12 protein-coding genes are annotated in these 19,750 nt (G+C 34.6%); 3 read left to right on the forward strand and 9 right to left on the reverse strand.

The genetic code is table 11. The annotated features are described in order from the left end of the window. Nucleotides 1–245 precede the first annotated feature (245 nt). Complete coding sequence (locus ACHZK0_RS18155) at nt 246–1,583, forward strand: NAD(P)/FAD-dependent oxidoreductase (protein ID WP_270344166.1); 1,338 nt, start codon at nt 246–248, stop codon at nt 1,581–1,583. 434 nt (nt 1,584–2,017) lie between these two features. After that, complete coding sequence (locus ACHZK0_RS18160) at nt 2,018–3,937, forward strand: LTA synthase family protein (protein WP_395760789.1); 1,920 nt, start codon at nt 2,018–2,020, stop codon at nt 3,935–3,937. A gap of 85 nt (nt 3,938–4,022) precedes the next feature. Here the strand turns inward: ACHZK0_RS18160 and ACHZK0_RS18165 are convergent, their stop codons facing one another. Continuing rightward, complete coding sequence (locus tag ACHZK0_RS18165; protein ID WP_262742775.1) at nt 4,023–6,806, reverse strand: dynamin family protein; 2,784 nt, start codon at nt 6,804–6,806, stop codon at nt 4,023–4,025. A 484-nt stretch (nt 6,807–7,290) separates the two neighbouring features. Between ACHZK0_RS18165 and ACHZK0_RS18170 the strand changes: the two genes are divergently transcribed. Beyond that, nucleotides 7,291–7,476 (forward strand): hypothetical protein, encoded by a 186-nt coding sequence (locus ACHZK0_RS18170; protein ID WP_000461128.1) that lies wholly within the window; start codon nt 7,291–7,293, stop codon nt 7,474–7,476. Between the two features lie 455 nt (nt 7,477–7,931). On the opposite strand, the gene ACHZK0_RS18175 is transcribed toward ACHZK0_RS18170, so the two are convergent. The 8 genes from ACHZK0_RS18175 to ACHZK0_RS18210 all read right to left on the reverse strand — a co-directional run bounded on the left by ACHZK0_RS18175 (nt 7,932) and on the right by ACHZK0_RS18210 (nt 19,668). Beyond that, nucleotides 7,932–8,918 carry a choloylglycine hydrolase family protein gene (locus tag ACHZK0_RS18175; protein WP_262740353.1) on the reverse strand — a complete coding sequence of 329 codons (987 nt, stop codon included), beginning with the start codon at nt 8,916–8,918 and terminating at the stop codon, nt 7,932–7,934. 264 nt (nt 8,919–9,182) lie between these two features. Then, the gene (gene mutL, locus ACHZK0_RS18180) at nt 9,183–11,126 is read right to left on the reverse strand and encodes a DNA mismatch repair endonuclease MutL (RefSeq protein WP_395760790.1); all 1,944 of its coding nucleotides are present in this window, start codon (nt 11,124–11,126) and stop codon (nt 9,183–9,185) included. 8 nt (nt 11,127–11,134) lie between these two features. Beyond that, nucleotides 11,135–13,813 carry a DNA mismatch repair protein MutS gene (gene mutS, locus ACHZK0_RS18185; RefSeq protein ID WP_395760791.1) on the reverse strand — a complete coding sequence of 893 codons (2,679 nt, stop codon included), beginning with the start codon at nt 13,811–13,813 and terminating at the stop codon, nt 11,135–11,137. A gap of 181 nt (nt 13,814–13,994) precedes the next feature. Beyond that, the gene (gene cotE, locus ACHZK0_RS18190) at nt 13,995–14,537 is read right to left on the reverse strand and encodes an outer spore coat protein CotE (protein WP_001288800.1); all 543 of its coding nucleotides are present in this window, start codon (nt 14,535–14,537) and stop codon (nt 13,995–13,997) included. Between the two features lie 125 nt (nt 14,538–14,662). Beyond that, complete coding sequence (locus ACHZK0_RS18195) at nt 14,663–15,094, reverse strand: RicAFT regulatory complex protein RicA family protein (RefSeq protein ID WP_000870464.1); 432 nt, start codon at nt 15,092–15,094, stop codon at nt 14,663–14,665. A gap of 3 nt (nt 15,095–15,097) precedes the next feature. Further along, nucleotides 15,098–16,627 carry a tRNA (N6-isopentenyl adenosine(37)-C2)-methylthiotransferase MiaB gene (gene miaB / locus ACHZK0_RS18200; protein WP_270340319.1) on the reverse strand — a complete coding sequence of 510 codons (1,530 nt, stop codon included), beginning with the start codon at nt 16,625–16,627 and terminating at the stop codon, nt 15,098–15,100. A gap of 430 nt (nt 16,628–17,057) precedes the next feature. Continuing rightward, nucleotides 17,058–17,924, reverse strand: coding sequence for a 2-oxoacid:ferredoxin oxidoreductase subunit beta (locus tag ACHZK0_RS18205; protein WP_000190158.1), 867 nt, complete (start codon nt 17,922–17,924; stop codon nt 17,058–17,060). Then, nucleotides 17,911–19,668 carry a 2-oxoacid:acceptor oxidoreductase subunit alpha gene (locus ACHZK0_RS18210; RefSeq protein WP_262740363.1) on the reverse strand — a complete coding sequence of 586 codons (1,758 nt, stop codon included), beginning with the start codon at nt 19,666–19,668 and terminating at the stop codon, nt 17,911–17,913. The genes ACHZK0_RS18205 and ACHZK0_RS18210 overlap by 14 nt, the downstream gene beginning before the upstream one ends. Nucleotides 19,669–19,750 lie beyond the last annotated feature (82 nt).

Genomic DNA, 19,750 nt, shown 5'->3' on the forward strand with positions numbered 1-19,750 from the left:
ACCTCTTCACTTAAAAGGTCTGTTTTTTATATGTTAGATTTTATTAATCATAGGACATAGTGATCATTTAAAAATACTTCTTCTTTCAAATAAAAACATTTGTGTTTACTCCTCCACTCGGTGAAATAAAAAAGCATCTAGATCAAAAACTCCCTCTTTATTAATAAAATCTATTTCTTAACTTCATAAAATTGTTATACACTAAAAAAATGAAAAACAAACTATTCGTTAGCAGGTGAAAGAATATGTATGATGTTACAATTATCGGCGCTGGAGTAAGTAGCATTTTTATGGCTTATTCACTAGCTAAAAGTAACAAAAAAGTTTTAATTCTGGATAAAGGTAAAGCGCTAGAAGATCGTCATTGTCCTTTAGACGAAGGAAAAGCGTGTACTTGTACTACATGTGATAAATATTTTGGGTTTGGCGGTTTAGGAAAATCTGAAGGGAAATTTAATTATACAAACGGATTTGGCGGAGAACTTGAGCAAAAAGTCGGTAAAGAAGGCTTTATACAACTCATGGCTGAAGTAGATGAAATTCTATGTCAGTTCGGAGGAAGTTCTGTTTCAAAATATTCTACAGAAAATCCAACTCTCAATAAGAGAGCTGAAGCGTGTGGTTTACAAATGCTAACAACAGAAGTAAGGCATCTTGGCACTACCCTTTCAAGTGAGATTTTTCAGCAACTCTATAAATTTTTACTTACGAAAATAAATATACAATTTCATATAGATGTACAACATATAATGAAACAGAAAGATTATTTTACAATAGAGACAAATGAAGGAACGATTACATCTAAGCAACTAGTATTTGCAACTGGACGTTCCGGAGCAGATTGGTTAAAAGAAATGTGCACTTCTCTCCATATCTCTCAGGAACAAACTCGTGTAGATTTAGGTATTCGAGTAGAGATGAAAGAACACCAATTACGTTCTATATTAAAAGATACATTTGAGACTAAACTTTCTTATGAGCATGAACACTTCACAGCAACTACGTACTGTATGAATCCGAAAGGACGCATCATTAGAAAGTACGAAGAAGGTTTAGTTATGCCTGACGGTCAAAATTTTCGAGAGAAAGGAACTGGCACACCTAACTTAAATTTCACTTTATTTATCCCGTGCTATTTTTCAACTCTCAAAGAAGCAAATATATACGCAAGTTCAATTATTAAAAACATTAACCAAGGACGAGATCGAATTGTTATTCAGCGCTTAGAGGATTTACTAAATAAACAACCTACAACGGATGACCGCATAAAACATAACCGTGTACAACCTACACTACAAGGAGATTATGGAGATTTAAATACAGAAATTCCTCCATTATATATTGAAGGACTTAAAGAATTTTTATTACGCTTAGAACAATTCATCCAAGAACCGATCGATACAGATACTTTATTATATGGAATTGACGGAAAATTCTATGCTCCTACGATAAAAATCAATAACCACTTTGAAACAAGTGTGCATGGACTATTTTTAGTTGGAGATTGTTCCGGCATCACTCATTCATTATCTCAAGCTGCTGCAAGTGGGTTGTATGTTGGAAAATATTTATCTCATATTTAATTTCTTTCATTAAGATTGCAATCAAATATGTTAACTTCCATAGTAATAGCTTACTAACAATTCTGCCGCAAAGAATCCGGATTTTATGAGATACATATTTAACATAACCATTGACATTCAATTCTAACAAATTGAATGTCAACAGGTTTAAAAGCCTCTATTCATTTCCCTTTTCATTTGTTCGATATTTTGTAACATCATCATAGTGTTTAATATGTTAGGATGTCTATAAGTATTTTTTACTACAACTATGACTTTTTCTGCTCAGTTTCTAAAAAATAGATTTATGCTTTAAAATTCCTCATTGTACGTATATGAATACTTCACATTATTACCTTTAGAAAACATAAGCTAAATGGTTCATTACACTCTAATAGTTATAAAAACATAATATATAACACAAGTTAAATAATTTGTATGAAGAAGGTGTAAAAATGAAAAATAAAATCAATTTACAAATGAAAAATATAAGCTTTGTTTTAATAATTGCTTTAGCAGTATGGTTAAAAACATATCTTATTACAAGATTCAGTTTTGATTTAAAAATTGAGTCTTCTACACAAGAGCTTATTTTATTTATTAGCCCTCTCGCTACATCATTAGCATTTGTCGGATTAGCATTATTTGCAACCGGTGGAAAGAGAAATTATATCGCGCTATGTATTAATTTCTTATTAACAATCGTACTGGTCGGGAATGTAATGTTCTATGATTTTTATAGTGATTTCGTTACGTTACCAGTACTTGGGCAAACATCAAACTTCGGCCAATTAGGCGGCAGTATTATAGAAATATTGAACTACAAAATTATACTCGCATTCGTAGACATTATTTTCTTCTTTATTTTATTGAAGAAGAAATCAATAATCTTCCAAACAGGACGTGTAACTCATCCGGCACGCTTACTATATTTTCTTTTAACGATTGGTGTATTTTTTGCGAATTTACATCTTGCAGAAAAAGAGCGACCTGAACTATTAACGAGATCATTTGACCGAGTCATGCTTGTTAAAAATTTAGGACTATACACTCATCAAATATATGATTTAACACTACAAGTAAAAGCAGGCTCACAAAAAGCACTTGCTGATAGCAGTAAATTACAAGAAACGGAAAACTACGTAAAGGCAAACCAAAGTGAACCGAATCCTAACATGTTTAGTGCAGCGAAAGGAAAAAATGTAATTGTCGTTACTCTTGAATCCCTACAAACCTTCTTAATAGGCGCATCAGTTAACGGTCAAGAAGTTACACCATTCTTGAATCAATTCATAAACGAAAGCTATTACTTCGATAACTTTTTCCACCAAACTGGGCAAGGAAAAACATCCGATTCTGAATTTCTAATTGATACTTCGTTGTATCCATTAAATCGAGGAGCTGTATTTTTCACACACGGAAACAATGATTATACTGCGACTCCAGAAATTTTACGTCAGCAAGGTTATTACACTTCTGTATTCCATGCGAATAACGCAACATTTTGGAATCGTAACATTATGTACTCTGCTCTTGGTTATGATCGTTACTATAACGAACTTGATTACAAAATTACGCCCGAAACAAATTTAAATTGGGGATTAAAAGATATCGAATACTTTGATCAATCAGTAGATATATTAAAAACTGTTGATCAACCATTTTACGCTCGTTTCCTTACGTTAACGAACCATTATCCATTTACGTATGATGAAGATACAAAATTCATTGAACCATATAACTCTGGTAATGGCGTATTTGATCGTTATATCGTAACAGCACGTTACTTAGACGAATCCATCAAAAAATTTATTGAGCGTTTAAAAGCCGAGGGAATGTATGATGATTCTATTATTGTGTTGTATGGTGATCATTATGGTATTTCTGAAAAACATAATCGCGCAATGGCACAATTTTTAGAAAAAGATCTAATAACAGAATTTGATACTTTAAATTTACAACGTACACCTTTATATATTCATATGCCTGGCCAAACAGAAGGTCAAACGATTTCAAAGCCTACAGGACAAATTGATATGAAACCTACTATTCTAAATTTACTTGGGATTGATACTACGAACGATATTCGTTTTGGCCATGATATGTTTTCAGATGAATATACCGGATTTGTTGTTTTACGTGATGGTAGCTTTATTACGGACAAGTATGCATACACAAACAACACTTTCTATGACCGCATAACAGGTGAAATTGTGGATTTACCAAAAAAAGAAGCACAAGCACTCATTAACCGTGCACAAAATGAATTACGAATGTCTGACAAAATCATTGAAGGTGATTTATTACGTTTCTCAGAAAGTAATAAAATTAAAACTGGCGAAGTACAAACGAAAATTAAAGAAACTGAAAAATAATTTAAATATGAAAAGGGAGCAACTCATTACAGTTGCTCCCTTTTACTCTCTTATAACATATGATGCAATGTCATATAAGAACTTTTTATTCTACGCTTGTTTCTAAAGTTACATCTGTATAGGTATGATCGTCACCTATATTTAAAATCACTTCACATTGACGTAATCTCAATTCAAAGAGCTTGATAGAATCATGGTAGACTTCAGGATTTGATTTCATTTGATGTAACATCTCTTGTTTTTCTTGTATTTCTAAATGAGTGTTTGCTACAGCTTGTTTCAAGGAATTAAATGGATTCCTAAAGAATATATGAATATCCCTCTCTTGCGTGTTTTCAAATAGCTCAAATTGCAAGAAAAACTTCTTCATAATAGAAGCCGTTACCTCGGTATAATCTTCATTTTCTACATACTGTTTGTATTTGTTATATAGCATAGTTTTGTTTTTTGGAAGAACTCCAAATAATTTACCGGCACTTTTCAGTAAAAATTGTGCTGGCGTAAATCGACGTAAAATATTTACTTCATCCATTTGTATTCTAGTCGTCATTCTGTCCGTATCTCTGCGCCAGTCATCAAGCACTTTAAAATCACATGCTAACTGTATTCGATTTTCTCCAAATAAAGAATTAAGTCCTTCACTAAGTTCTTCTAGGTACGATTGACTTTGAAGGAGCTCATTATTAGAAGTTGCAATCCAATTTTGCATAGAAAGAGCAAGGTTAGGTAATACCGTTTGTTCTAGGTATTTATGCACTCTTTCATTCATTGCTTTATTTAGTTCCGTATCCATATGCCCGAAATCACTTTCTTCACTAATTAAATCCGAACAACCCTGTAATAACTTCGGAATATTTTCAGTAAGATCATTCATAATTTCAGTTTTCATTGTACGATATGATTGTGTAATGAAATGAATTTTTTCCTTCTCAAAAGCAGTAAGATTATTAATACTACCATTTAGTTTCACTAGCATATCTTCATTCCAATTAATCGCATCCACTAAATTATTTTCTTTCTCCACTCGTTTATCCAAAAGATATGTAATTGTTTTTCGAATGAAAAACAATAGCTTTTCAGTACGTTCTACATCGATATCTTTATGATTACAGTTTAAATGAATAAACTCCGTTAACTCATTTAATTGTTGACTACTTGTATATAGCGAAGAGTAAGGGAAAATTCTCGCATGCGGGAAATATGTGTTTAGTCTAGCTTGCGTATCATATAACACTCTTTTCACTTCTGCTTCACTGTATATGTTATCGATTTTATTTAATAAGAAATGAATTTGTAAATTTGGTGTATGTTCTTGAATGCTTAATAGAATGTCACGTTCTTTGTCAGTAAAAGGTGAATCCGCATTCAAGACGAATAGTAATTCGTCTATAGAATTTAAATATTCGAATATCTCATCCCTAGTATCGTTATTTCTATTAAAGCCAGGTGTAACTACAAATGTAAGTTTATTTTCACTTAAAAATCTGCATGGTAATTTAAATTCCACACATGCTCTATCTCTATATGTTTGATGGTGTTGGGACATCATATTATGGTAATCAGCTACATCTTCCGTTGTTGTAATTGCAGAGTCTGTTATGGCGTTAATTTCTGTATGAGCATCATTTTTTAAAACTACTACATTTGAGATTGATTTTTCTACTATATTTTCTCCTAATATAGAGTTAATAAATGTAGTTTTTCCGTTCCCTGAAGTTCCTGTTACTAAAATGCGGTTTGTGCTTAAATCTGCGAGTTCGCCAACTAACCATCTAAATCGGTGACCCATTTCTATATTATGCTCTTGTGCCCACCCTGTAATAGATTCAAAAAGATGCAAACTATACTCTAAGCCATTCACATGATTAATAGAATATAACAACAGGTTTTCCGCATGTTTTATATTTGCTGAATCTATTTTAGAAGGGAAAATCTCATCCCATGCCAATACAGCTGCTGATGGAAATACCGCATAAGATGGATTGACTACCTTTAACCAATTTGTTAACAAGTTGGGAATGATGTCGTGCAATTGTGTAAGCATATATTGACCTTGAATTAATTCAAAGTACGTTTCTTCGTAAAGAGAAGAAATTTTGTTCCATATATCGGACGAATGTATTTCAATATGTAAGAAAAATTCATTTATTGTATTAAGCCATACTAAGTAATTTTGTTCATTTTTATAACTATTCCAAAGTGATGAAACCATTTGCGTAAATTGTACTTGATCTACATTATTTAACGTAACTAATACTTCATAGAAATAATCTGGTGAAATATGTTTAGTGAATCCTTTATCAATATATCCTTTTAAAACCTCAAACCACGGATAAGATTCTGTTCGAATTAACTCATTCACAGCAAGCTCTACTGCACTATCAAAATCTTGCTGCTCCTCATAAAAAGAACGGGCAATTTTTGTGACATTCGGGTAATCGGGATTTAAAGAAACCGCTTCTTTAATAACAGCGAAAGCGGAATCAAAATTATTTTGCTCTATGTAAAGAGAAAGTAATTGTAATCCAATTTCGGTCATCAATATTTTATTATCAGTAGTAATAGAAGTATACACATTTTCAGCAACTGATAATTGATTCAGTTCGAAATAAGCATCCGCAATATTTTTTTGTGCCCACGGCGCTAATTCATTACTAACTTTTTCCCATTTAAAAATAGCAGCTTCAAAATCTTGATGACGATAATAAAACTCACCTTGTGCAAAACGAATATAAGATCCATCAGAAATCTCATTTCTTTCTTCGTTTACATAAACTTCCCCAAGTACGTCAAGAGGTGGTTTCGTTTCATTCTCCATTAGGAATGTTTCATAATACATCTTTTTTATTAATTGTTTTTCTACTCTCATCTTTTCCCCCACTATATCTTGAAAATACATTTTTAAGATATGTCAATACTTTTTGTATGTATGCTTTTTATCTTAACAAAGAATATCTTTTGGAAAATTTCATTTTCCTTTCATTTTTCAAGTAAGATTGAATTTTTATGAGAAAAGTTTCAGTTTTTTTTCAATTCCCTTTCAATTTTGAAACAGCATTAAATGTTCCTAATAACCTAATAACACTATAATCTCCCGCATTATATTATCATGAAAAACCTATATAAACCATATTATAAAAACAATTTATAACGAATATATATGCAATATTCCCTTCACTAATAAATGAAAAAAAATCATTATCATACATTTCTCACATTGTTTTTCTTTGAAATATTTCAGTAAGTACGGAATTAAATTCCATTAACCTCTATAAATAACTAGTCCAAAAAAAATCTATATGCATATCATGTTATAGTAAAGAATTCAGGAAATCCTAAAAGGAGGCATTTTCATGTTTGAAGATAAATCTAAAATAAACTACCCATATGAATTTACTGAAACTACAACAATCCCGCTAAAAAATCCCATCAATAAAAACTTCAAAAACGGCTCTGGTACACATACTTTCCCAATTAAAAAACACTATAAAGAACAGGTGTTATATACGGAAAAAATTAATAATAATAAAAACAAATAACCTTATAGGCCCTTATAACAATTAATAAAATAAGAATCTATATTAGACCTTGTATAGTTATAGGTAATAAATAAATCTTTCTTATACAACTCATGTACTTTTAAAAAGTGCTGATATACAGCGCTTTTTTATACATAGATAATAGAAGAACAAAAAAGGTATGGATATTTTCCACACCTTTTTTGTTCTTTACTATTTATAAATGGAGTACGTCCATGCTTATTTCACCTAATGGTACTTTAATGGGCCTTCTAGAAAAAATAAAAACTAGTTTAATTAAAAATCAATTTCTTAGCCAATCCTCCTACCAGCAGAATTTTAGTGGTAGGAGGCATTGGAGAAAGGAGTAGCTCTATGATGAATCACAAAGTTAAAGAAGCATCCGAGAATTATATAGGCCCTTATTGCTCTGTTATACATATTTTCAAATTTACCAAACACAGTTTCAAAGCTACTTAGTTTTCATAAAATATTTTTTGTTTCCGCTGGAATGGATAGGATTTAATCTCATCTGTATCTAAATTTTCATGAAATAAATGAACGGCTATAATTTGTCTACAATCGTAAGTATGATAATAATATGTTCCAGACTCCATACACATTACGCTTGTATAAATGGTATTATCTAATGCACCTTCTTCTGTTATTACTCCGCCTTTAGGAACCTCGCAATTTGATAAGATATGAAATAGGGCCGATACTCCCTCTTCTTCACTATCTATACCTTGAATATTTTGTTTACCATATGCTGCTCGCACAAACCTTGATGGCGGGGTGAAATCCCCTGGAAGTCCCATTGAGCCTGATCCCTGACCAAAAGCACTTAATGGTAAGTTACTCCACTCAGTTGGCGCGAATGGCTGCGATTTAAGGCCAATATATTGTCTTAAATTTTGCAAATGCCAATTAAACTCCGGACTATTCGTCATCACTCCTAGTGGGTTATCATACATTTTTAACCCTTCATTTGTCGGCTCCAGTACAATACAATCTCCCCATTTATCCGCTAAAATCCAATGTAGCGGTGGCGTAAGTCCTAAATCCGGTAATGGTATATCCAAAAAGGTAAGGCTATCTACAGATTTCTTTAACTCTTTTACAGAATTAAATTGTGTGAGACTCCAAGTCACAAAATCAAATGGAGCTAAATTCGTATTGTTGTCATCTATGCTTTGACTATAAGTAGCGAATCCTGGAAAGTAGAGTGTTGCACATGTCATACCTGCTTCATTTACTCCGTCCGCCATAATGATCCTTCCTTGATGATTAATTCCCATTCCAACCGTAGCATGTTTCGTATTAATAACTTCACCAGTTATATTATTCCACTGGTAATGTCGAGGAATGATTATTACTTCTTGATTCATATCTAATGTGAAGTCCATCGTTCTTGCAAAAAGGTGCTGACCGTTTTTTGTCTGTAATGTCAAACTAGTACACATAAAGAACACCCCATTTTATGATTTTATCTACACTTTACATAATTCCGATAAATCTGTAAATTAAAAACCTCTTTCTTTACAAAAAAATAAGAAAACACATATAAACTACAAATAGATTATTTCTAGTTTATAAATGAATTATATATATATAGTTGCAAAAGAATTATATGAAAAAGGAGCGACTTGTTACTATCGCTCCTTTTTATTTCTCTCTATATATTATTAAAATAACTGGGAACCATTTTTTCTCTATGAACAGTATCCCTACATAACCCTCTTAAACATCTTCTCCAGCTCATAAGTAGAATGATGCACAAGAATGGGTCTTCCGTGCGGGCATGTATACGGGTTTGTTGTTGTACGTAGTTCTTCCAGTAAAGCAAATATTTGATCGTTCGTTAAATATTGATTTGCTTTAATGGACGCTTTACAGCTCATCATGATGGCTGCTTCTTCACGTAATTTTTTAATATCAACTTTTTTTAGTTTGACGACTTGTTCCATCATTTCGTCGATAATTTCTGTTTCTTGTCCTTTTGGGAACCACGTTGGATGTGAGCGGACGATAAAGGATTGATGACCGAATTGTTCTAAGAACAGTCCAACTTTTTTCAGTTCTTCTAGTTGCTCTTCGACACGTAAAAATTCAGTAAGAGATAAATCGATACGGTATGGTACAAGTAATTCTTGTACTTCTTGCGCTACCCTTCCTACTTTATCACGGAAGTATTCATAATTAATACGTTCCTGCGCGGCATGTTGGTCAATCATATATAAGCCTTTATCATTTTGAGCGAAAATATATGTTCCATGCATCTGTCCAATTGGATAAAGCGGTGGTAAGTCATTACCGTTCATTTCAATCTCTTCTATTTCCTGAACTTCTTCTTCCAATTCCTCTAATTCAAAGTCTTCATCGTTACTGCTCCACGTTTTTTCTTCTCGAATTGGTTCTTCCACTATCGGTTTAGTAGATGGCTGCCAACTTTGTTCTTCTCTTACGAGCGACTGTGGTGGCTGCCATTCTTGCTTCGGCGGTTGCCACAGTTGCGCTGGCTGTTTCACTGCCAGTGGTTCTTCTCGTTTTTCATCCATGCCCGTCGGTAAAATGATGTCCGGCATAGATGGCTCTTTCGGCTTCGCATGCTCAAACTGGAACTGTCCTTGCACACTTTCATCTTTTTCTTTTTTCTTCGTTGTTACACCTGCATCTGGGATGAGCTTTATTTTTTTAAATGCTGCTTGCAATGTTTCTTCGATAAGTTTTAGCAATTCTTGTTCCTTACTAAAACGAACTTCTAGTTTTGCAGGATGTACGTTAACGTCAACAAGCATTGGATCCATTTCAATCGATAAGAAGCCAATTGGATATCTTCCGACTGGCAATAATGTATGATATCCTTGCTGAACGGCTTTCATTAATACGAAATTTCGAACGTAACGACCATTTACAATCGTTGACATATAATTTCGAGATGCTCTCGTTACTTCTGGCAATGTTACATAACCTTTAATTGTGAAATCTAAAGATTCAGCTTCAATTGGAATAAGCTTCTTCGCAACTTGAATGCTGTAAATCGATGCAAGTACTTGCCTTACATCACCATTTCCTGATGTGTGAAGCAATTTCTTTTCATTATGAAATAGCTTTAACGATACTTCTGGATGTGACATTGCGATACGATACACGATATCTGTAATATTCCCAAGCTCTGTATGAATGGTTTTCATATATTTAAGACGCGCTGGTGTATTAAAGAATAAATTTTGTACTGTAATATCTGTTCCTTTTCGGCTCGCTGTTTTCTCCTGCTTTATAATGTCTCCACCTTTAATCATAAGGTGCGTACCAGGCGCATCACCTGTGCTAGTGATTAATTCTAATTCACTAACTGAGGCAATACTCGGCAATGCCTCACCACGGAAACCGAGTGTTCTAATGCGAAACAAATCGTTCTCATCTTTAATTTTGCTCGTTGCATGTCGTTCAAAAGCGACAATACAATCTTCTTCTGCAATTCCATCCCCATTATCAATGATGCGAATTTTTGATAAACCAGCTTCTTCTAAGTGGATTTCAATAGATGTACTATTCGCATCGATAGAATTTTCCACAAGTTCTTTTACGACTGAGGCAGGGCGCTCTACTACTTCCCCTGCCGCAATTAAGTTAGAGAGTTGGTCATCGAGTTTGCGAATTTTCCCCATCTACTTACTCATCCTTTCTTTAACTTTTTCTGCAAGCGATACAGTTCGTTCATCGCTTCTAAAGGTGTCATATCAAGTAAATCAATTTTTTTAATTTGCGTAAGTACTGCCGTTTCTTTTGCATCTAAAACTGGCTTGTCTTGTTTTTTCGAAGACTGTTCTCCACCAAAGAATGATAGTTGCGATTCTTCTTCAGTCTCTACCTTTGTTTCTTCGATTTCTACTGGTTCTTCTTTTACAACTACAGGCTCTGGAATTACTTCTTGCTCTTGCGCTTTCACTTCTACACGCTTTGGAATAATAATTTCTTCTTGTCCTTCTAGTTGTGCTAACACTTCTTTCGCACGAGCGATTAAGCTATCTGGGAGCTCCGCAAGTTGCGCAACGTGAATTCCGTAACTTTTATCTGCTGCTCCATCTTGAATTTTATGAAGGAATACTACTTTTCCGTTCTCTTCAATAGCTGAAACGTGTACATTCTTCAGTTGATCTAAACTTTCTTCTAGCACCGTCAATTCATGATAATGCGTAGAGAATAACGTTTTTGCCCCAATTTGGTCATGAATATGTTCAATGATTGCTTGTGCAAGTGCCATACCATCATACGTAGATGTACCTCGTCCAATTTCATCAAATAAAATTAAACTTCTTTCTGATGCGTTTGCAATTGCATTTTTCGCTTCTAACATTTCAACCATAAATGTACTTTGACCTGAAATTAAATCATCCGCTGCACCAATTCTCGTAAAGATCTGATCGAATACAGGTAATACTGCTTCTGTTGCTGGTACGAAACAACCAATCTGTGACATAACAGTTACAAGTGCTAATTGTCTCATATACGTACTTTTACCAGACATGTTCGGTCCTGTAATTAAAAAGACATCCATCTTCTCTGGCATAATACAATCATTCGGTACATACAATTTCCCGTTCAATACTTTTTCAACGACAGGATGACGACCATCTTTAATAAAGATTTCCCGCTTCGTTGTTAGTACAGGTTTTACAAACTGTTCTTCTTCACTAACTGTCGCAAAACTTTGCAGTACGTCTAATTCACTAATTACTTTCGCTAAATGCTGTAATTTCGGAATAAATACTTTTACTTCTTCACGAAGCGCTGTAAATAAATCGTATTCTAGTTGTACAATTTTTTCTTCTGCTTCTAAGATTAACGTTTCTTTTTCTTTCAGCTCATCTGTTATGAAACGTTCAGCATTAGCAAGTGTTTGTTTACGCTCATAGCGGCCTTCTGGTAATGCTGCAAGGTTCGCTTTCGTTACTTCAATGTAATAACCGAAGATACGGTTGTACCCGATTTTTAATGATTTAACTCCTGTAATATCACGCTCTCGTTTTTCAAGCTCAGCGATCCACGTTTTTCCGTTTTTACTAACGTAACGATATTGATCAAGCTTGTCATTATAACCGTCTTTAATAATATCTCCATCTTTAATAGAAAGCGGTGGGTTTTCTTGAATACTTCTTCCTAGTAATTCAGTTAAGCTCTCACATGGATCCGCGCCTTGAATTAACCTTGCTGCATAAGCATTATCTAACAAACTAATCGCTTCTAAAATAGCTGGTACTTGAAGTAAAGATCGTCTTAACTGTAATAAGTCACGTGCATTCACATTACCAAATGCAACTTTCCCTGCTAAACGTTCTAAATCATATACTTCTTTTAACTTTTCTTTTAAATCTTCACGTAAGAAGTAATCATTCACAAATGTTTCAACCATTTCTAAACGCTCTTCAATTCGTTCTTTTTGTATAAGCGGTCGTTCCATCCACTGTTTTAACATACGACCACCCATAGCCGTTTTCGTCTTATCTAATAGCCATAATAACGATCCTGTTTTTTCTTTCGTTCGAAGTGTTTCTGTCAGCTCTAAATTTCGCTTTGAATGCACATCAATTTTCATAAACTGGTTCGTATAATAAATTTCCACTGGTTGCAAGTGATCTAACGAACGTTTTTGTGTTCTTATTACATAGTTAAATAAGCGACCAATTGCTTTAATTAACTTTGCTTGTGAAACATTTTTCACAAGATGTTCTAATCCCTCTGGGATCGTTGTTGCATCTTCATACGAAATCGTCATTTTTAATGTTTCAGTTAATTTATTTAATTCATCTTTCGAAAATGTAGAATCTACAACAATTTCTTTTGAACCAGTTGCATACACTTCTAATAAAATATCTTCTACTGAACCTGTTAACAACGTTACTGTATTTTGTCCAGTCGTTAAATCATTACAAGCTAACGCATACGATCCATCTTCAAAATGTGTTAATGCTGCTAAGAAGTTATTTTCTTTCTCATCAATCGTACGCCCTTCCATCATCGTTCCTGGCGTAATAAGTTGTACGACTTCACGTCGCACTACACCTTTAGCTGTTTTTGGATCTTCCACTTGCTCACAAACCGCTACTTTATAGCCTTTTTCAACAAGTTGTTCAATATAATTTTTAGCCGCATGATGCGGTACACCGCACATCGGTATACGATCACTACTACCACCATCTCGGCTCGTTAATGTAATTTCAAGTTCATGAGCTGCTTTAACCGCATCTTCAAAGAACATTTCATAAAAATCACCTAATCGGAAAAATAAAAAGGCATCTTGATAGTCTGCCTTAACCTTTAAATATTGCTGTATCATAGGCGTATATTGCGTCATACTTATCCTCCATAATTCTTACATAATAATCTATATTCATATATGTCACACTTCACGGACATCCATATCTCCTATTTCAGGAGTCTTTCTTCATTATAGCACATTTCATAAGGAATCATGGTCATTCAAGCACTACTTATGTAAAGTAAAAAGCTAGGAAGAACTTCTCCCTAGCTTTCTATTACTCTTCTTCTGCATCAACGATAAAGTTCGGATCTAATTCTTCAAACTCATCATCATCGATTTGGAAATCTTCGTCTGATTCTACACAACCTTCAGGATTTACACTTACACAAATTTTCGTTTCTCCAACTACTTCTGTTACAAATTCACGTTCTACAGTCACAACAATTTTATTACCATTTGGTGATACAAGAGCTTCTAAACAATTTGGTGGCTGAATGACACGAGCAATAATTTCTAAATCATCACCAGAAAAGTTTTTATCACGATACCCAATACTCACTTCATCAGTGTAGTTCACACGTTCTGTTACAACTTCTGTCTTTGTATTACCATCAAATGAATACCAAGTGTTCACATCATAGAAACCTTCAATTTCCACATGCTTTCCATTCTTTCTTGCTTCGTACGAGTGGTTAATTACCCAGCACCCTAAAATACTTGTTGGCTCATTATTCGATTCACATGTATGCGTTGACTTTGTATACTTACGTCCTTTTCCAACCACTGCTTTTGTAATAATCTCTCTAAATTCGGACATTCGTAACCCTCCTCAATCACTATTCACTTAATCATATGCGTGACAATAGCGGAATGTGTCATTCTTTTTTCGAGAAGAACTTACGTTTAACCCACTAAAAAAAGAGATGTCAATTCGACATCTCTTTAACAACCACAATTTCCTTTTTTACTTTCTACCTCTGCGCCCGTTTCACCCTTCAATACATCGCCATTAGTTGAAATTAATATTTCATCTGTTACGTTGTTAGAAATCGTACTGGCAACTAGCTGTAGTAAGTCATTTACATATGTTTGTGAAGATTTAAATTCTTGTACAACTGGGATACTATCCAACTTATCCTGCAATGCATCAATTTCAGCTTCTACTTTTTTCAAAGCTTCCCATTTCCCGTAATGCTGCAAGTTTACCGCTTGCTTTTGCAGTGCTTTAATTTCATCAATTGCGCGCTTTACATTTTCATTTTTATGAATTTGCGCCTCTGCTTTCTTAAAGAAATCAACTTCTTCTGTTTCAGAAATCATTTTTGCTAATTCTTTCGCTTGCTCAACAATATCATCTTTCGTATATACTTTCATCTATTATTCCACCTCAATCGGCTCTTCAACTAATTCTCCGTTAAGAGACCAAGTTTTCGCATCCGTTACTTTTACTTTCACAAGCTGACCAATTAAAGATTTTGACGCAACGAAGTTTACAAGTTTATTCGTACGAGTATAACCTGCGAGTACTTCTGGATTATTTTTACTTTCCCCATCAACTAACACTTCTACAATTTGACCTTTGTAACGATTATTCTTTTCAATTGCCAACGTATTTACTAATGTATTTAAGCGTTGCAGACGTTCTTTCTTCACTTCCATCGGTACATTATCTTTCATCTTTGCAGCTGGTGTACCTTCACGCGGAGAATAAATAAAGGTAAAGGCAGTATCAAATCCTACTTCACGATATAACGACATCGTTTCTTCAAATTGCTCATCTGTTTCATTTGGGAAACCGACGATAATATCAGTCGTTAATACCGCGTTTGGAATTGCGTCTTTAATTTTTCTTACAAGCTCTAAATAATGCTCACGTGAATATTTACGCGCCATAATTTTTAGCATTTCTGTGCTTCCAGATTGAACTGGTAAGTGAATATGTTCTACTAAGTTTCCACCTTTTCCAAGCACTTCAATTAAGTGATCATCGAAATCTCGTGGATGGCTCGTTGTAAAACGAATACGGGCAATATCAACTTTACGGAGTTCGTCCATTAAATCGCCAAGTCCGTATTCAAAATCTTCAAAGTCTTTACCATATGCATTTACGTTCTGGCCAAGTAACGTAATTTCTTTATAACCATTCGCAGCTAAATGGCGGATTTCTTGGATAATGTCTTCTGGACGTCTGCTTCGCTCTTTTCCACGTGTATACGGTACGATACAATATGTACAGAACTTATCACAGCCATACATAATATTTACCCAAGCTTTAATATCGCCACGGCGTACTTTCGGAAGGTTTTCAATTACATCCCCTTCTTTTGACCAAACTTCAACTACCGTCTCCTTCGAGAACATTGCATCCTTTAGAATGTACGGTAATCTATGAATATTATGCGTTCCAAACACCATATCTACATGCTGATTTTTTTGCATAATTTTATTTACAACGGATTCTTCTTGCGACATACAACCACATACACCAATTAAAAGGTCCGGATTTCTTCGTTTTAAAGACTTTAAATGACCTAGTTCACCGAACACTTTATTTTCAGCATTTTCACGAATGGCACAAGTATTTAATAAAACTACATCTGCATCTTCAGTTGAAAAGGTTGGCTCATATCCAAGTGCGGTGAAAATACCCGCCATTACTTCCGTATCATGCTCATTCATTTGACAACCATATGTACGAATATAGAACTTTCTTCCTGTACCAAAATTGCGAAACTCTTCAGGTAAGCCAAAATCCCGTTCAATTTTAACTTCTTCTTTCCCTCGTTTTTTCGCGTCTTTTAAGGAAGGTGGTTGGTATACACTTTCAAAGTATTTACTATAATCTTTCTCTTCTTTTTTCGTAGAGGAATTTGCTTGTTGACTTGCTAATCGTTGTTGCTCGTTCATCGGTAATCTCCTTTCACCCTTAACTATACACACTCTATAGTCCATTTTAATGCGCTTTGACTCACTTCAAAAATGGTTAGATAGCTTGAGAGATAACTTGTCCTTTGAAACTTGAGTAGTCAATCTAATCATTCATAAAAATGAAGTCTTCCCCACACACAAATAGACATTCCCTTTTAACATTTCTTCTTGTCCTACCCAAAAGCATATTGCTTTATCCTTATAAACATTACCATAGTATGAAGCGTTTCGCCAATTTTAACAAGAAAGAGGCTCTGTTTGGATCTTACATTTCATAAGCAATGAACTCACCATTTTCATACAACGATTTATATATTATTTTACCATTCTGAATTTTCTAAGTAAATAAGACTATCCTATATTTTTCTCATGAAAAAAGGTTGCCACATGGCAACCTCCTCTTCTTATATTACATAAATTCAGCAACAAGTTCATCAAACATTTTCTGATCCATATTTAAATCAGCTTGCACTAAAGGCTTCTCACTATAGCCTTTTACAAGTTCTTGGTATGAAGGTTGCGCTGTATTTTGATAAATTAAACCTGTTACTAATCCGTTATTTTCCATTAACGTTTGCATAGCCATCATGCGGTTAGACGGATCATATCCCTCTACTGTACTTAGTTTTGTTAAATTCTCTTTAAACCAATCGTAAGTATTTACTTTATTGTAAGTAACACATGGGCTGTATACGTTAATTAAAGAAAATCCTTTATGGTTAATACCAGCTTCAATAATTTGTGTTAATTCTTTTAAATCACTTGAAAAGCTTTGCGCCACAAATGTCGCACCAGCTGTTAAAGCCATTTCCATAACATTTAGCGATGGCTCAATTGAACCTTGTGGTGTGCTCTTCGTTTTAAATCCAGCTTCACTACGTGGTGAAGTTTGCCCTTTTGTTAATCCGTAAATTTGGTTATCCATTACGATGTACGTAATGTCGATGTTACGACGAATAGAATGAATTGTATGTCCCATACCAATCGCAAATCCATCACCATCGCCACCTGATGCGATAACTGTTAAATCACGATTTGCCATTTTTACACCTTGTGCAATTGGAAGGGCACGACCATGAATACTATGCACACCATATGAATTAATATAACCTGAAATACGACCTGAACAGCCGATACCAGAAATAACAGCAAGTTCATCTGGATTTAAGCCAACGTTAGCTGCCGCACGTTGAATTGCAGCTTGCACCGAGAAGTCTCCGCAACCTGGGCACCAGTTTGGTTTTACACTGTTACGAAAGTCCTTAAATGTTGCCATTTAATACAACCCCTTTTTTGCATTCGTTGTAAATCTCTTTCGGCAAGAATGGGTTCCCATCATATTTTAAAAGACTAGAAATTTTCTCACCGTTACCAAGATTCATTTTCATAATGTTAGCAAGCTGACCTGTTGCGTTGTTTTCTACCACTACAACACGCTTCGCATGTTTCACAAGTGGATCGATTTCAGTTGTTGGGAACGGGTGAATTAAACGCACATGAGCATGGTTTACTTTCATACCCTCTTGTTCTAAGCGCCCCATTGCTTCTTCGATCGCACCACGAGTTGAGTTAAATCCAACAAGCAATACGTCTGCTTCTTCATGCTTAACATTTTTATAAACAGGGGTATTGAACTTCAAGTTCTCCATTTTACGGAAACGTTTGTCCATTTGATCTTTACGGTTTATTGCTGATTCAGATGGTTTACCAGTTTCATCATGTTCTACACCTGTAACATGGTGAACACCATTTTTCATACCAGGTAACACACGTGGTGAAACGCCATCTTCTGTTACTTCATAACGCTTGAAGTATGCTTTATTTTCACGTTCTGGTAATTCCGCTTCTAAATCAAGCTTACCGCGACGAATTTCCACTTTATCTAACGTAAGCGGTTCTACTGTTTGTTTCCCTAAAGAAAGCTGTAAATCCGTTAAGAAAATAACAGGAACTTGATATTCTTCAGCTAGGTTAAATGCTTCTACAATATCATAGAAAGCTTCTTCAACTGTACTTGGCGCCATTACGATTTTTGGAATCTCACCGTGCGTACCGTAAATCATCGCCATTAAATCAGACTGCTCTTGTTTCGTTGGTAATCCTGTACTTGGACCACCACGTTGTGTATCAACAATTACTAATGGTGTTTCTGTAATACCCGCTAAACCAATCGCTTCCATCATTAAAGATAGACCTGGACCAGCAGATGCAGTTAATGTACGAACACCAGCATAGTTTGCACCGATTGCCATTGTACAAGCTGCGATTTCATCCTCAGTTTGGATTACTGTCCCGCCAACTTTTGGCAATTTTTTAATTAAGTATTCCATAATTTCAGATGCAGGTGTAATTGGATATGCAGACATAAAGCGAGCCCCACCAGCTACCGCACCAAATGCGATTGCATCGTTTCCAATCATAAACATACGTTTCTTACCATCAGCTTTTTCAAGCTGCATCATGTTTACTTTTTCACCTAGCAATTCTTTCATATATTGAGAGCCGCGCTTAATTGCGTCCATATTCTTTTGAACAACTTGCTCTCCTTTACGACCAAAGATCTCTTCAACAACATCTAGATAAGCTGTTTCATCTAATCCTAATACCGCACTTGATGCCCCAACAGCAACCATGTTTTTCATTAATGATGTGCCTAATTCTGAAGCAATATCTGTAAACGGTATCACATATAGATTTACATCTGTATTATCAGGTATTGTCGGATTAAATTTCGCATCCGCAACTACAATTCCACCTGGACGTAGTTCGTGGAAGTTAAAATCAATAGTTTCTTGATCAAAAGCAATTAAAATATCTAAATCATCTGAGATCGCGCGTACTTCTGTTGTACTTACACGAATTTTATTATTTGTATGGCCGCCTTTAATACGTGATGAGAAGTGGCGGTAACCGTATAGGTAATACCCTAATCGGTTTAATGCAATACAGAAGATTTCTCCTGTACTTTCAATTCCTTCACCTTGTTGGCCTCCAACTTTCCATGAAAGTTGACTAATCATCTCCTACACCCCTTTTGGCTGCATTCATTGTAGTGTATTTTTTTACAGTAATAGTTTAGCATTTTTTATACAAATAAACTAC

It is taken from the genome of Bacillus sp. 3G2, from assembly GCF_044324725.1.
GTDB classification, from domain to species: domain Bacteria; phylum Bacillota; class Bacilli; order Bacillales; family Bacillaceae_G; genus Bacillus_A; species Bacillus_A mobilis.

Excerpts from the sequence above, each read along its gene's own strand:
- ACHZK0_RS18155 (WP_270344166.1), top strand. The coding sequence starts at position 246 with ATGTATGATGTTACAATTATCGGCGCTGGAGTAAGTAGCATTTTTATG.
- ACHZK0_RS18160 (WP_395760789.1), top strand. The coding sequence starts at position 2,018 with ATGAAAAATAAAATCAATTTACAAATGAAAAATATAAGCTTTGTTTTA.
- ACHZK0_RS18165 (WP_262742775.1), bottom strand. The coding sequence starts at position 6,806 with ATGAGAGTAGAAAAACAATTAATAAAAAAGATGTATTATGAAACATTC.
- ACHZK0_RS18170 (WP_000461128.1), top strand. The coding sequence starts at position 7,291 with ATGTTTGAAGATAAATCTAAAATAAACTACCCATATGAATTTACTGAA.
- ACHZK0_RS18175 (WP_262740353.1), bottom strand. The coding sequence starts at position 8,918 with ATGTGTACTAGTTTGACATTACAGACAAAAAACGGTCAGCACCTTTTT.
- mutL (WP_395760790.1), bottom strand. The coding sequence starts at position 11,126 with ATGGGGAAAATTCGCAAACTCGATGACCAACTCTCTAACTTAATTGCG.
- mutS (WP_395760791.1), bottom strand. The coding sequence starts at position 13,813 with ATGACGCAATATACGCCTATGATACAGCAATATTTAAAGGTTAAGGCA.
- cotE (WP_001288800.1), bottom strand. The coding sequence starts at position 14,537 with ATGTCCGAATTTAGAGAGATTATTACAAAAGCAGTGGTTGGAAAAGGA.
- ACHZK0_RS18195 (WP_000870464.1), bottom strand. The coding sequence starts at position 15,094 with ATGAAAGTATATACGAAAGATGATATTGTTGAGCAAGCGAAAGAATTA.
- miaB (WP_270340319.1), bottom strand. The coding sequence starts at position 16,627 with ATGAACGAGCAACAACGATTAGCAAGTCAACAAGCAAATTCCTCTACG.
- ACHZK0_RS18205 (WP_000190158.1), bottom strand. The coding sequence starts at position 17,924 with ATGGCAACATTTAAGGACTTTCGTAACAGTGTAAAACCAAACTGGTGC.
- ACHZK0_RS18210 (WP_262740363.1), bottom strand. The coding sequence starts at position 19,668 with ATGATTAGTCAACTTTCATGGAAAGTTGGAGGCCAACAAGGTGAAGGA.